This is a genomic window from Dyadobacter sp. CY345, assembly GCF_021502725.1.
GTDB lineage: Bacteria > Bacteroidota > Bacteroidia > Cytophagales > Spirosomataceae > Dyadobacter.
Genome location: NZ_JAKFFS010000001.1, coordinates 1,731,792 through 1,745,340 on the forward strand (window position 1 = coordinate 1,731,792; position 13,549 = coordinate 1,745,340).

The window sequence follows — 13,549 nt, forward strand, 5'->3', positions numbered from 1 at the left end:
CGATTGGAAACACAGGAACTAACCCATTATAAAGCGTTGGTGGCGAAGCTGCCACTTCTTAAAAAAGAGATAGGAAAAGTTATTGTAGGGCAGGAAGATGCTATCAATGAAATTCTGATTTCTCTCTTGGCTGGCGGTCATTGTTTGCTTGAAGGCGTGCCGGGACTCGCAAAAACACTGATGGTGAAAACGATGTCGGAGGCTCTGCATATGAGTTTCAAACGGATTCAGTTCACACCTGATTTGATGCCCGGAGATATTGTCGGAACAGAAATTCTTGAAGAAGATCACGACACGGGCAAGAAGTTTTTCAAGTTTAACCAGGGGCCGATTTTTGCCAATGTGGTGCTTGCGGATGAGATCAATCGAACTCCACCAAAAACGCAGGCGGCACTTTTGGAAGCCATGCAGGAAAAAAGTGTTACCTACGCCGGGACAAATTACGCTTTACCAAATCCATTTTTAATCATTGCGACCCAAAATCCGATCGAACAATCCGGTACCTATCCGTTGCCCGAAGCTCAGCTCGACCGTTTTCTATTGTATATCAAACTGAGTTATCCAAGCGAGCAGGAAGAATTGGACGTATTGAAAAATACTACCGGTTTTCAGAGTATCGAAATTGACCGGATCTTAAATGATATCGATATCGTCCAGCTTCAGAAACTGACACGCCAGGTCCATATCAGCGATGATCAGATCAGCTTTATTAACAGGTTGGTTCGCGCGACAAGGCCTGAAGGCAGTCCTTCAAATTACGTAAAACAATGGTGTGATTGGGGGGCGGGTCCTAGAGCAGGACAGGCGCTTGTCCTTTGTGCAAAAGCGAGAGCGGTCTTGAACGAACGATTTTCTGTTATTCCCGAAGACATTCATACGCTTGCCTATCCCATTTTAAGACACCGAATTTCAATGAACTTCCGTGCGGAAGCAGAATATATTACTTCGGATCATGTAATTGCAGATTTAATTAAAAACTTGGAATGACTTCGGCGGTCGGCTTTCGGCAATCGGCTTGCTGATAATTCAGCGTTGGAAAGCCAACAGCTAAATCTTAAACGAAACAAACGGTCTGAAAATACTATCAGTTTGGTTACGCCAAAATCTGACCGCCGAAAGCTAAAAGCTAAATTCAAGTAAAATCCCGGCCCGACAGTAAGCTATCAGTTTGGTCATGCCAAAATCTGACAGCCGATCGCCGACCGCCGAAAGCCCAAAAAACCTATGTCCCAGAAACGTACTGGTCTTCTTGCCGCCGACTTGATCAAACTCGGGAATCTTCAACTGGTTGGAAAACTGGTGAGTGAAGAACTTATGCTTGGTGTGCATGCCAGCAAGCGATCGGGTATGGGGACAGAATTTGAGCAGTACCGACATTATGAGCCCGGCGATGATCCTAAACGGATCGACTGGAAATTGTTTGCCAGAACGGATAAACATTTGGTGAAAGAATCTTCGGCTGAGAGTAATCGTCAGATCCGATTTTTGCTAGATCTTTCAGGTTCAATGAATTATGCTGAAAACGGGATGAGCCGTCTGGAATATGCCAAGCTTTTAATCGCGTCGCTCGCTTATTTGGGATACATCCAGAACGATCAGATGAGTTTATATGCTTTGCAGGACGGTAAAGTGAACAGTCTTGCCAGTGGTGCTTCGACTTCCGGGAAACAGTCGTTCAACAAAATTTTGTTTGGTTTACAAAAAACATTGGCATCAGGAGAATGGCGTTCAGCAAATGCCGATACTGGAAAGTTACAGTTTCCTGAATTTGCGACAAAAAGTAAAGAACAGCTGGTTTTTGTTACTGACTTTCTTCAAGTGGGTGAGGAGTGGCTGACATTGATCAAATCCATTGCAAGTCCGCGGAGGGAAATTGTCATTTTTCAGATTTTGGGTGATAATGAATTGAATTTTAATTTGACTGGATTCTTCCGTTTTCGGGATCTGGAAACGGGAAAAGAAATCGAATTGCAGGCGGAAGCTGTGCGGGATGAATTCCAAAAATCATCAAAAGCATATTTTGATATGCTGGAAGAAGAACTCCGTATCCCACATGTAAATCTGGTTCAGGCGAGACTAAGTGATCCGCTGGGGATGGTTTTAAAAGAATTTTTAACGAAAAGAAAGGGCTGATGACTTTTTTACAACCTTTCATGTTTTGGGGTGCTTTGGCAATTGTCATTCCGGTTTTTATCCATTTTTGGCATCAAAAAAAAGGGAAAGAACTGGACTGGGCTGCTATGCAATGGCTGATTGACAAAAGCCAGCAACAAAGCCGCGGGTTTCGCCTTGACAACCTGCCGTTGTTAATTGTTCGCTGTCTGTTGGTCTTGCTTCTCGTATTTTTAATGACCCAGCCGGTTTTGGAATGGTTTAAAAAAGCAGAACATTCAGAAAGGATACATTTGGTCGATCCATCAGTTTATCTGTCTGATCATTACCGTTTTGAACTGGAAGAAGCGTTAAAAAATGGTGAGAAGGTTTACTGGATAAATGACTCCCGTGAAGAAATAAAAGATTTATCTTCGGTTAACAATCAACAAAATAGTGGGGTCCGGTATTTGCAGGATGTTGTTAACAAAGTAGGTAAGCCCGGTGCGACGCTTGATATCTACTTGCTTAATAACCAGAAAATATTCGATCAGCCAAAAATTTACATACCTGGCGATTACACAATACACACAGCCATTGATTCTTCGCAAAGTTATATTCATAATTACCTGGACTTAGGAAATGACAGAAAGCTCTTTGTCGATAATGGAAAATTGCATACTTCTGACGCGAAGTCTGGGAACTTACCAAAATTGGCGTCCTATCCGGCACATTCGGGAGAATTAAAAATTTTGATTGACTATAAAGACAAGGCTGAACGGCAGACGGTGCAAGCAGCGTTAGGCGCTCTTGGAGCAGTTTATTCTTTGCCCTTTAAAATTGATGAGGTAGCCGATGCCCGTAAGAAATACGACTGGATATTGACGGATCAAAAAATAGAAAAGATTATTCCGGACGCGCTTTATGTATTGTCAGGAAAGGGTGCCAGGTGTTTATCTGTTGATCTTCCCAATGTTGCTGTCTTGGCCGATTCGCTTCGTATTCAGACATCAGAAATGGTAAATTCAGGCCAACTGCCCGAATATCTTGGAGAATTACTTACTAAACATTTTGGTCTTGGCGATTCAAACGGAATATTAAGCAATCAACAGATTAATTCGTTTTTTGTTCGGGCAAAACCTTTGGACGGAAATGTTGAAGGTAATCTGAGACCCTGGTTTCTGATCAATTTTCTAATCTTACTAATTCTTGAACGCTGGATGGCGTTAAAGAAAACGATACAGAAAAGTTATGTATGAACTAAGAAAATTAATCAATTCTGTAACGACACAGCTCTATGCAAACGCCTTCATCAGGTGTATGTTGCTGGCTGTTTCGGCATTTGTCCTCGCATCTGTTTTTGAAAAATCTTCTGTTGTTTGGCCCGTTATCGCGGGATTAGTCGGGCTTTGTATCGGTGCTTATCTGACGAAATTGTATCAAAGTAAAAAACCTCAGGCCATAAACTGGATACACAGAACCGTGAATGAGTCGGAGTACAGTCTACATTTGCTGGAAAAGGAGGAACTCAATATTGCTGAACAATTACAGTTGGAAAGGCTTAATAAAAATATTTCCGCCACAAGTTTTCACTTTCGGAATCTTTACGACGGAACAATGATCTATGCAGTCATGTTTCTGTTCTCACTGGTTTTTTATAACCTATATCCGCAACTTAACTTTTCGACAAATAGTCCCGGTGATATTTTAAATAAAACAAAAAATGGAGAAAAGGCAATTGTATCAATTCCGCCCACTTTTGAATCAGCTTCTGTCAGTATAAGTCCACCAGCATATACGGGCTTACCGAAGTTAAAAAGCGAAGATTTGAATGTCAGTGCAATTTTCGGCTCATTTTTGAAATGGGATGTTACGTTCAGCCATCAGGAAAATTTATCGGTTCGGTTGGCCAATAGTCGAGGAGATGAGCAGTTATTTAGGAAATCGAATGGATTATTTTCATATCAGGATAAGTTGGCTGGTTCAGGACTATATTCGATCAAGGCGTATTGGAAAGATTCATTAGTATACCAATCAGACTTTTACAAACTGGAAGCGAAGCCGGATCTTGCTCCAAAAATAGAACCGGCTTCAAAAGAATTATATCAGTATCATTTTTTGAAAGACAATAAAACGATTCAAGTTTCAGCAAAGATTTCAGATGACTTCAAGGTGAAACAAGCTTTCATTGTCGCAACTTTGGCACGCGGGTCCGGCGAAAATGTCAAATTTCGGGAGATGAAATTTCCGCTTACACCTTCTAATTTTAAAGAAGCAAAACTGACTCAATCCATCGATCTGAAAGCATTGAATTTTACACCTGGCGACGAACTCTATTATTATTGGGCAGCTATTGATAACAAAGAGCCGGAAGCCAATTTCACAAAATCAGATACTTATTTTATTGTTTATAAGGACACCGCGCAGGTCGAGGAATCGCAGCTTGCAACAATGTCGGTTAACACAGTTCCGGAATATTTCAGAAGTCAGCGCCAGATTATTATCGATACTGAAAAACTGATTGCCAGACGCAAGAAAATTAAAAAAGAAGAATTTAATAGTGTTTCGAATGAAATAGGTTTTGACCAGAAGGTTTTGCGGTTACGCTACGGTCAGTTTTTAGGAGAAGAATTTGAACAAAATATTGGCGGCGGGGGAGGTGATGCTCCACACGACGAAGGTCATCAAGAGAATATTCTGGATAAATTCACACATAAGTCAGATTCAGAAGGAGAGGCGGCTGAAAATCGAAAGTCACAGCCTGAAGAGCATCATCTTGAACATGAAAGTCACGCCGATGCAGGTTCAAAGGACGCCATTGCCGAGCTTATGGAGCAATATGTGCATGCCCATGACGATGCAGAAGTCAATACTTTTCATGAACAGTCGACGAAGAGTTTACTTAAAATGGCCTTGGAACAAATGTGGCAGTCGGAGTTGCATTTGCGTATGTTTGAACCGGAAAAGGCCTTGCCGTTTGAAAATAAAGCACTCGAATACTTGAAACAGGCCCAACACAAAGCGCGTGCATTTGTGAAAAAAAGCAGCTACGACCCGCCTCCGATTAAAGAAAAGGAGAAGCGGTTAAGCGGAGAATTGACTGATTTAAGCAAGAGTTTTAATCAGGAGAAAACGGTAGACAAAATCCGGACAGAGCAATTGGTGGCTGAGGTTTTGGGTTATCTGGAATATGAAAAAATGAATACTGCACAACAAGCTAAGTTTCAAAATGCCGGAACCCGCTTATCAAATCAATTAATCAACAACGGCCCGTTTAACGGCGGGATGCAAAACTGGCCGGTACTTAGTTCCTTGCAGAAAGTGATTGGTGGAAAAGTGATTTCGGCAAAAGAAAAACAGCAGCTAAAAACGGAACTTTATAAGAGGGCAGGCACTGGTTTACAAAGCACCCGTTCTTATGCCAGTGAAAAAAAGCTGGAAAATATATTCTGGAAGAAACTTAAATAAATTGGGTGAATCCGACCCGGTGACAACGTATGATTGCATTTGATTTTGACTGGTTCGCTCCACTCAACCTGGTACTGATCCTGCTTCTTTTCCTTCTTGGTGGCTTGCAGGCCTGGCTTCTGTCGCGGAGCTCAGGGCAAGTTCTCAGGCGAAAATTGAATGTCAAAATTGGGCTCAACCTTTTGTTATGGTTGGTTATCGCTGCATTTATTTTTCAACCAATTTTCAAATCAAACGTCTTATCAAACCAAATTCTCGTTGTTGGAAATGATTTTCCTGAGAAAGAAATTGCCAGGATAAAGGATAGTTTGCGGGTCAGTAAAGTTTTTTCGGAAAGTAATTTCAAAGGGAAATATTTTGATACGCTGACCCTGGTGGGGCAGGATTTCAGTCCAACCTTTTTTGCCAGACTTAGCCAGTCATTGCCAACCCGAAGTCGTATTAACTGGATTCCTTATTTCCCTGAAAATCAGATACAATCAATTTCATGGAAAGGTATACTAAGAAAAGGCCAGCTTCAGAAAATTACAGGGGCTCTACGTTTGTCTGATGTCCAATGGGTCAAAGTCAAATTTGGTAACCAGGTTTTGGATAGTTTAAAACTTGAAAAAGGACAGCAATATTTCAATCTGTCGTTTCCGGTCTTTACCGAAAGGCGGACAAATGTAAATCTATTTTTGGGCGACAAGAATCTTGGCGAAATTCAGTTTTTTGCTCAGTCGCTGCCAACCTTGACGTTCAAATTCATATTAGATAATCCTGATTTCGAAAGCAAAACCTTGGCAACCTGGCTTGCCAATCAAGGTCATGCTGTTGAAATTTCTACCAGCCTTTCAAAAGATATTAGTAGTAAACTGACTATCAATAAAACAGGGAATCCGGATATCATCATCACCGATCCAAAAAACGCAGGAAAGGCTGAGATTAAAAAAGCTTTTAATGCAGGAAAGAGCATTTTACTTATAAATCTTACCAATCCTTCCACAGAAATTACTTCCATAAATTCTGCTTTGGGAACGAAGTTACTGATTAAAAAAGTCTCAAATGAGGAGGCCTTGCCTGTAACTGGGGAACTTACGAAATTGCCATTCGACTTTGCTAAATCAAATAGTTATATCCATTTGCCAAAATATCCTGTTGCTATTGAAAAAAGTGCTGGAAAGGTTGCTGTGAGCTTGTTGAACGAAACTTTTCCTACCATGCTGAATGGCGATAGTTTGCTCTATGGCAATATCTGGACTTCCGTTTTAGCCGCTATTCATCCTGCTTATAAGACAAACATTGAAGTGTTGGCACCTGTTTATAAAGGGATTCATACAGAATTGAAATTTAATAATATGGCAGGAAATCCTGGCTCAGTTGAGATTGGGAAGGATACCTTATTTTTGAATTATTCCGCGATTAACGGCCAAACAGCCGACGCAAGTTACACACCTGCAAAATCTTCCTGGGTAACGTTAGCGGACGATTCGGAAATTTCAGTTAGTGACAGCTTAAATTTTAACCCAATTTATCAAAGTAAGCTGGTTGAAGATTTCGTGAAATCCCGCATGAATCTGCAATCAAATCTTTTAGATTCGGCACACTTATCTGATCCGAAATCTCAGCCATTAAACGAAAGTCGTATCCCGGATTGGATATGGTTTCTGGCTATTCTGGGAAGTCTTACTGCACTTTGGTTAGAGCCGAAATTTAATTAGAATTTTTGTCTGCAAATAATTGCGCCATTGCCTTTCCAAAGGTGGAGCGCACCGAAATGAAAATCCAGACAATTAGGCTGCCCATAAGCAATCGACGTTCATTTTTTTGACATTTAAAATCAAAAACACCTACTTTTATGATTTGCGAAATATTGCTTTCCATCATTTGAATGGAGATTACGCATCATTTTGAAATTATAAACGATATGAGTGAAAACGGACCTCAATTAAGAACCGTCAATGTAATACGTTATGTCACACCTTTGCGAGAAGGGGGTTCACTGCCTGCCATTGCTGAGGCGGACGATGACTTTCTTTACGTCTTGAAATTTCGTGGCGCCGGACAAGGTGTAAAAGCTTTGATTTCTGAAATAATCGGTGGCGAAATTGCCCGTGCCCTGGGACTGAGAATCCCGGAAATAGTGTTCGCAAATCTGGACGAAATGTTTGGCATGACAGAACCAGACGAGGAAATCCAGGATCTTTTAAAAGCAAGTACAGGCCTCAATCTTGCCATGCACTATTTGTCCGGCGCGATCACATTTGATGCACAAGTAACCACCGTGGATTCGAAGCTGGCCTCTCAAATTGTTTGGCTGGACTGCCTTCTCACCAATGTTGACAGAACCGCGAGAAACACCAATATGCTCATGTGGCATAAGGAATTGTGGTTGATCGATCATGGTGCTGCGCTATATTTCCATCACTCCTGGACCAATTGGGAAGAGCAGGCCAAACGACCGTTTGTTCAGGTGAAAGATCATGTTTTGCTGAAGCAGGCTTCTGAACTGGAAGCCGTTGACGAAACATTTCGGGAAATATTGACAGACGATCTTATTTACTCGATTTGTTCACTTATCCCGGACGACTGGTTGCTGCGCGACGCTCCTTTCGAGACAGCAGACGAGCACCGTCAGGCTTATGCAAGATTTTTAATTTCAAGAGTTTCAGTGTCAGAAGTATTTGTAAAAGAAGCACAGAATGCAAGAACATCACTTATTTGAGTACGCCGTCATTCGCGTCGTACCCAGAGTCGAACGTGAAGAATTTCTAAATGTTGGCGTGATCCTTTATTGTCAGAAACAAGGTTTTTTACAAAGTAAATTTAATCTCGATTCTGGCCGTCTCCATGCTTTTTCAGGCTCTCTTGACATATCGGAAGTGGACGAATATTTATTTTCATTGAACAAAATATGTATCGGAGGAACGAAATCAGGGCCGATTGGAAGTTTGCCAATTGCTTCTCGTTTCCGCTGGTTAACTGCAACACGCAGTACGGTTGTACAGACCTCAAAAGTTCATCCCGGTTTTTGTAAAGATGCGGGTGAGACGTTAGATAAGTTATTTCAACAGCTGGTGCTTTAAGATTTTGGATGGACAGTCTGGTATTGATATCGTTAGTAGAGTCAGGAACCAATAAAAAAGCTTCGTCCAATATTTTTGGCGAAGCTTTTTTTGTTTTACATAAGATTATCTTAAAAGGATTTTAATGCCTTAAATATTTCAGTATAAGGCTGTTCTCCTTCAAAAGTTCTCACGTGTTTTCCACTTTTATCGTACATCGCGATGTATGGAAATGATCTTATCTGATAATATTTTTGTACCAGGTAAGAAGTTCCTTCTGTCCCGATTTTAATATTTGGATATGCAGCAAGATTGTAGTCTTTTTCAAACTTTTTTATCATTTCCATCGACTGAAAAGTAATCATTACCAGTTGCTTATTACTGATGACCGTGTAGTTTTTTAATAATGCTTTTGTGAAATCCTGACAATGCTCACAGTCAGGCGAAAAATACATCAGGACAACCGGCCCCGGCATTAGTTGTGCAAAATTGTAAGGTTTTCCGTTTGTCAGCGTCATCTGAAACGGTGCAATTTTCTTTGTGCCAACCCCCGTTTGGCTAAATGCAGAAACCGAAAGGAGTATAAACAGGAATAGAGGAATTATTTTTTTAGACATCTGAATTATGATTTATAACAAAGCTGCAAGATAGGATTCTTTTTGATACGTAAAATTGATCTAACGGAAAGACTTTCCTTAAACCGAGCAGATTCATTATGATTAAGAACGACATTATTGAAGTCTTAAAACTTCGAGGAACGAAATTAGATCGATAACGCGAAGTTCAGGAAAAGCTATCCGTTTAAACACATCAAAATCAGTGTCGTTACTGACTAAATAATCACAGCCGCAACTTATTGCAAGGTCAGAAAATTTGTTGTCATCAGGATCGTTCAAAACTAAACCCCATTTAAATGCAGGTTCAGTGAAAATTACGTTTGAAACAATTGCAAGCTGGTGTAAAACCAGCTGTGAACTTTTAGAGGAATATGTTTTAGTGAGTATTTCGTCGTATTCCAGAAGTATTTACGTGCTGACGAACCACTCAAATTTGCCAGCCTTAAAATCGACGTAAAGTTGGTAAAACGGACTTTTCGGAGGTATTGAAGCACGCAAACAATTCGTATCAATTACAACACGGATCATTTGGTTTTAAAGTTATCGTCAGAGAGCATTTTTATGTAATCGTCTTCTGAATAGGACTTTTTACTTAATACATTATCAAGTTCGGCTTTCAAACGTTGGTCAAAAAAGTCCATCAATATCCTACGAACTTCAAGTGTTTCAAGTTCGCTTAAATTTTGATCAAACAGTCGTAACATGCTTATCTGCATGTCATTAAGTTTGCGATTGCTTATTTGCCTGTTACTTGACGGGATCATGATATGAATTTACTTGCATTTCCAAAGCTTAACAAAAATAAAAAATTTTGGGCGTAAATCTGAATTAGTAAAAAAACTTCCACCATTTACATTTCCATAACAATGTTTTACAAGCCTTTTACCAAAGCAAATTTTGCCTTTCCTACTTTTGGTCATGCATTGAGAGTTTAATTCATTTACATTTAAAACAACAAATCATGAGAAAAGGCAGTCTTTTGGTAATCACGTTCCTGCTGATGAGCAGCGGAATTTCAATCGGACAAAAAGCTTTCGGCAATTGTTCGGCAGTGTTTCTAAACAACAAAATGGTGGCCAGTGCGTATAGTGACAATGGTAAAAGTGAACTCGGGAATAAAATTCTTGTTTTATAAAATAAATTAGAACCCATGAAAAACAAGATCCAAAGAATTTTAGTGATTCTGATTTATATATCGACGGTTTCAATTTCCGACGCTCTACCTAAAAATACTACGAACAATGGTATTTCATTGCTTCTTAATGGAAAATTGACAAAGCCGGAAAATTTTGTTCACGTAAGAAATGGGCGTTTGACATTGATCGAAATAAATTCAAAATCGGGCACGAGAACCGGATTGCCATTTTTCGCTTATCTTAGACGAGCTGGAAAAATCGTCGACGTAAATGCCTATACACATAATTTTTCAGTCCGTAGTATTGATTTGAGTCAGATTTTAGAATCGGCGAAAGTGGGGGATGATATCATTATTGAACCTGCGGACAAGACGAATATTTCGGGTAGAAAAATAATATATGTTCGTTATTCTATGCTGTTCCCGGCATTTAACTGGTTTCCATTTTTGAATAAAAACAAGGGAGGATGTTAGTTGAGTTTGTTTTGATAATTTTATAATAAAATTTTGAAGGGATGAATTTAAGAGCTGTCAGACCGAAAACAACATCGACAGTCACTTTTTTAGTGATGATCTTTCTGATATTTTCAGCGCTTGAAAAAGTAACAGGAAACAACGATGCTGTCCGGTTTTCTGAAAAAGTCAATCTTGCTTTGCGTCGCACTGCTCATCTTTTACTTGTCGAAAATGGAGATTCTATATCTACAATTACGCCGGTTCAACAACTGGACGCGAACACATTTGCAGTAAGGATTGATAAGCTTTTTGATTATGACAACCTTCCTGATTTATTGCAGAAGTCATTGAAAATTCACGGAATAGATCAGGGCTACGATGTTTCGGTACTCCATTGCGAAAACAGCACGATTATTCTGGGTTATAGTTTTCAGGATTTAAATCAAAAAGAAGGCGTACCGTGCAATGGAAGAAAATTAGATGGCGGTTGTTATGTTTTGCAGGTAAGTTTTTATCCGGAATTGAAAACGGCGTCTGCAACCAGTAACTGGTGGATTTTGCCCCTTGGAAGTTTGCTTGCAGGATTGGGTTTTGTTATTTGGAAAAGAAACAAGAAGGATACAGGCTCGGATAGTGATTCACTTCATGATTATATCGATAACAAGATAAATTTCGGGAGTTCTGCATTTGATATGAACAAATTAATTCTAATCTCAGAAAGCAAAACTTATAATCTGACTTACCGGGAAGCCAAGCTTCTTCACCTGTTTACCAGTAATCAAAACAAAATTCTTGAACGTGACTTTATTCTAAAATCGGTTTGGGAAGACGAAGGTATAATTGTGAGCAGAAGTGTTGACGTTTTTGTTTCAAGACTGAGGAAAATGCTAACCGAAGACTCCAAGATCAAAATCGCCGCGGTGCATGGAATAGGTTACCGGATGGAGGTAACCATGTAGAATCACACAGTCAGACTGCAAAATCTGACTGTGGGATTTTTTTCTTAAAAGCGATATCCTACAAATTCTGTTTTTTCAATTCTTCAACCGCATGGTTAGCTGACCTTGCAGTCATCGCCATATAAGTGATTGATGGATTTACGCAGGAAGAAGAAACCATCGCGGCGCCATCCGTAACGAAGACGTTTTTGCACTCATGAATCTGGTTGAACTTATTCAGAACCGAGGTTTTCGGATCTTTCCCCATTCTTGCCGTTCCCATATCGTGAATTCCTAAACCTGGATGAGTGTCTGTCCGGTTAAATCCCGAGACATTTTTAAAACCCGCGGCGTCAAGCATTTCCACGGCCGAAGCCATCATATCTTTGCGCATGGTCAATTCATTTTCTCCGAAAGCAGCGTCAAAAACGATCATCGGAATTCCCCATTTATCTTTTCTGTCTTTATCCAAAAACATCCTGTTGGATGGATCCGGGAGTATTTCTCCAAAACCGCCAAAACCCATTGTCCAGGTTCCTGGCTTTGTCATATCTTCTTTAAAACTTGCGCCAAAGCCATCGGTCGTGATGCCCCGTTTCCAGTCACTTTTGCTTGCGCCGCCCTGATATCCGTATCCACGAAGAAAATCTCTTTTGTCATTTCCCCAGTTTCGGAATCTGGGAATGTACAGCGCATTTGGTCGTTGTCCAAAAATATAGTCGTTCTCAAATCCATTGACGGTAGCGTTTGCACCGACGCCAAGATGGTGATCCATAATATTTCGCCCAACCTGATCACTGTCATTGCCAAGTCCGTTTGGAAAACGTGAAGATTTAGAATTAAGGAGCAAGGCAGCAGAATTCATCGAACCTGCGTTCAAAAAAATAATTTTTGCAAAAAACTCTTCAACTGCCATGGTGTTCTGGTTGATCACCCGGACACCTTTTGCTTTTTTTGTTTTTTCGTCATAAATAATTTCGCTGGCGATGGTATCATGCAAAACCGTTAATTTCTGGGTTTTCCTTGCAGCCGGAATTGATCCCGATAAAGAACTGTAATAGCCGCCATAAGGACATCCCCGGGAACATTTACTTCGGTATTGGCATGATGCCCGGCCTAATTCGGTATGCCAGGGCTGCGGTTTGGTAAGATTGGCAACCCTTCCGATCGTTACCGGTCGGTTAAGTTTTTTCATCATCGTATCCTTAAAATACACTTCCGGCGCGCTCATTGGCATGGCTGGAAGATAATGACCGTCCGGCAAAACTTCCCATCCTTCGGCCTGCCCGCTGATACCTACAAATTTTTCAACATGTGCATACCAGGGTTCGAGATCTTCATAACGTATCGGCCAGTCGATCGCGATGCCCTCTTTTGCATTAGCCTCAAAATCATTTTTATTCATCCGGTAAGACTGCCGGCCCCAGTGCATGGATTTTCCACCCGTATGATATGCCCTGATCCAGTCAAAGGGACGTTTTTCTATGTATGGATTTTTCTTATCGTCAGTAAAAAACTCGGCTGTTTCCTCATTCGCCAAACTTCCGAACCGGCTGTTTGCCCAATACTCTTCTGCTGACTGGATCGAAACTTTTCCCCGGTGATCAAATTCCCAGGGGCCTTTCATGGCGGTATCGTAGTCTTCAATATGTTTCACTTCCCGTCCGCGTTCGAGCATTAAAACCTGCAAACCGCGTTCGGTAAGTTCTTTCGCGGCCATACCTCCGGTCATTCCCGAACCGATTACGATGGCATCGAATGTATGTGTTTTATCTGATTTTAGATTTAAATTCATGGTGA

General features: G+C 40.7%; 13 protein-coding genes. 10 read left to right on the top strand and 3 right to left on the bottom strand.

Features of this window, described 5'->3' with window-relative positions; genetic code table 11:
- The first annotated feature begins 3 nt into the window (after positions 1–3).
- From L0657_RS07260 to L0657_RS07290, 7 genes are all read left to right on the top strand, one after another.
- Positions 4–987 carry a MoxR family ATPase gene (locus L0657_RS07260; protein ID WP_235149765.1) on the top strand — a complete coding sequence of 328 codons (984 nt, stop codon included), beginning with the start codon at positions 4–6 and terminating at the stop codon, positions 985–987.
- 237 nt (positions 988–1,224) lie between these two features.
- A complete protein-coding gene (locus tag L0657_RS07265; RefSeq protein WP_235149766.1) occupies positions 1,225–2,133 on the top strand; it encodes a DUF58 domain-containing protein in 909 nt (302 codons plus the stop codon).
- Positions 2,133–3,350 carry a BatA domain-containing protein gene (locus L0657_RS07270; RefSeq protein ID WP_235149768.1) on the top strand — a complete coding sequence of 406 codons (1,218 nt, stop codon included), beginning with the start codon at positions 2,133–2,135 and terminating at the stop codon, positions 3,348–3,350. Before L0657_RS07265 ends, L0657_RS07270 begins: the two co-directional genes overlap by 1 nt.
- Positions 3,343–5,559 (top strand): hypothetical protein, encoded by a 2,217-nt coding sequence (locus tag L0657_RS07275; protein ID WP_235149770.1) that lies wholly within the window; start codon positions 3,343–3,345, stop codon positions 5,557–5,559. Before L0657_RS07270 ends, L0657_RS07275 begins: the two co-directional genes overlap by 8 nt.
- 29 nt (positions 5,560–5,588) lie before the next feature.
- A complete protein-coding gene (locus L0657_RS07280; protein ID WP_235149771.1) occupies positions 5,589–7,259 on the top strand; it encodes a hypothetical protein in 1,671 nt (556 codons plus the stop codon).
- Between the two features lie 206 nt (positions 7,260–7,465).
- Positions 7,466–8,263 carry a HipA family kinase gene (locus tag L0657_RS07285; protein ID WP_235149773.1) on the top strand — a complete coding sequence of 266 codons (798 nt, stop codon included), beginning with the start codon at positions 7,466–7,468 and terminating at the stop codon, positions 8,261–8,263.
- Entirely contained in the window at positions 8,241–8,624 is a 384-nt protein-coding gene (locus tag L0657_RS07290; protein ID WP_235149775.1) for a DUF3037 domain-containing protein, read from the top strand. Before L0657_RS07285 ends, L0657_RS07290 begins: the two co-directional genes overlap by 23 nt.
- A gap of 110 nt (positions 8,625–8,734) precedes the next feature.
- Here L0657_RS07290 and L0657_RS07295 read toward each other — a convergent pair whose 3' ends face one another.
- Both L0657_RS07295 and L0657_RS28145 read right to left on the bottom strand, forming a co-directional pair.
- Complete coding sequence (locus L0657_RS07295) at positions 8,735–9,220, bottom strand: thioredoxin fold domain-containing protein (protein WP_235149776.1); 486 nt, start codon at positions 9,218–9,220, stop codon at positions 8,735–8,737.
- A 114-nt stretch (positions 9,221–9,334) separates the two neighbouring features.
- Positions 9,335–9,628 (bottom strand): putative toxin-antitoxin system toxin component, PIN family, encoded by a 294-nt coding sequence (locus tag L0657_RS28145; protein ID WP_409015026.1) that lies wholly within the window; start codon positions 9,626–9,628, stop codon positions 9,335–9,337.
- Between the two features lie 553 nt (positions 9,629–10,181).
- On the opposite strand from L0657_RS28145, the gene L0657_RS07300 reads away from it, so the two are divergent.
- Genes L0657_RS07300 through L0657_RS07310 form a run of 3 tightly spaced genes read left to right on the top strand, consistent with a single transcriptional unit; the run spans position 10,182 to position 11,770 of the window.
- Positions 10,182–10,355 carry a hypothetical protein gene (locus L0657_RS07300; RefSeq protein ID WP_235149778.1) on the top strand — a complete coding sequence of 58 codons (174 nt, stop codon included), beginning with the start codon at positions 10,182–10,184 and terminating at the stop codon, positions 10,353–10,355.
- Positions 10,356–10,370: 15 nt separating this feature from the next.
- Positions 10,371–10,829 (top strand): hypothetical protein, encoded by a 459-nt coding sequence (locus L0657_RS07305; RefSeq protein ID WP_235149780.1) that lies wholly within the window; start codon positions 10,371–10,373, stop codon positions 10,827–10,829.
- A 41-nt stretch (positions 10,830–10,870) separates the two neighbouring features.
- Positions 10,871–11,770 carry a helix-turn-helix domain-containing protein gene (locus L0657_RS07310; RefSeq protein ID WP_235149781.1) on the top strand — a complete coding sequence of 300 codons (900 nt, stop codon included), beginning with the start codon at positions 10,871–10,873 and terminating at the stop codon, positions 11,768–11,770.
- Between the two features lie 58 nt (positions 11,771–11,828).
- On the opposite strand, the gene L0657_RS07315 is transcribed toward L0657_RS07310, so the two are convergent.
- A complete protein-coding gene (locus L0657_RS07315) occupies positions 11,829–13,544 on the bottom strand; it encodes a GMC oxidoreductase (protein WP_235149783.1) in 1,716 nt (571 codons plus the stop codon).
- Between the last annotated feature and the right edge of the window lie 5 nt (positions 13,545–13,549).

Bases quoted from the DNA above. Each gene is read 5' to 3' on its own strand.
- L0657_RS07285 (WP_235149773.1), top strand. From the start codon at position 7,466: ATGAGTGAAAACGGACCTCAATTAAGAACCGTCAATGTAATACGTTAT.
- L0657_RS07275 (WP_235149770.1), top strand. From the start codon at position 3,343: ATGTATGAACTAAGAAAATTAATCAATTCTGTAACGACACAGCTCTAT.
- L0657_RS07290 (WP_235149775.1), top strand. From the start codon at position 8,241: ATGCAAGAACATCACTTATTTGAGTACGCCGTCATTCGCGTCGTACCC.
- L0657_RS07280 (WP_235149771.1), top strand. From the start codon at position 5,589: ATGATTGCATTTGATTTTGACTGGTTCGCTCCACTCAACCTGGTACTG.
- L0657_RS07305 (WP_235149780.1), top strand. From the start codon at position 10,371: ATGAAAAACAAGATCCAAAGAATTTTAGTGATTCTGATTTATATATCG.
- L0657_RS07310 (WP_235149781.1), top strand. From the start codon at position 10,871: ATGAATTTAAGAGCTGTCAGACCGAAAACAACATCGACAGTCACTTTT.
- L0657_RS07295 (WP_235149776.1), bottom strand. From the start codon at position 9,220: ATGTCTAAAAAAATAATTCCTCTATTCCTGTTTATACTCCTTTCGGTT.
- L0657_RS07270 (WP_235149768.1), top strand. From the start codon at position 2,133: ATGACTTTTTTACAACCTTTCATGTTTTGGGGTGCTTTGGCAATTGTC.
- L0657_RS07300 (WP_235149778.1), top strand. From the start codon at position 10,182: ATGAGAAAAGGCAGTCTTTTGGTAATCACGTTCCTGCTGATGAGCAGC.
- L0657_RS07265 (WP_235149766.1), top strand. From the start codon at position 1,225: ATGTCCCAGAAACGTACTGGTCTTCTTGCCGCCGACTTGATCAAACTC.
- L0657_RS07315 (WP_235149783.1), bottom strand. From the start codon at position 13,544: ATGAATTTAAATCTAAAATCAGATAAAACACATACATTCGATGCCATC.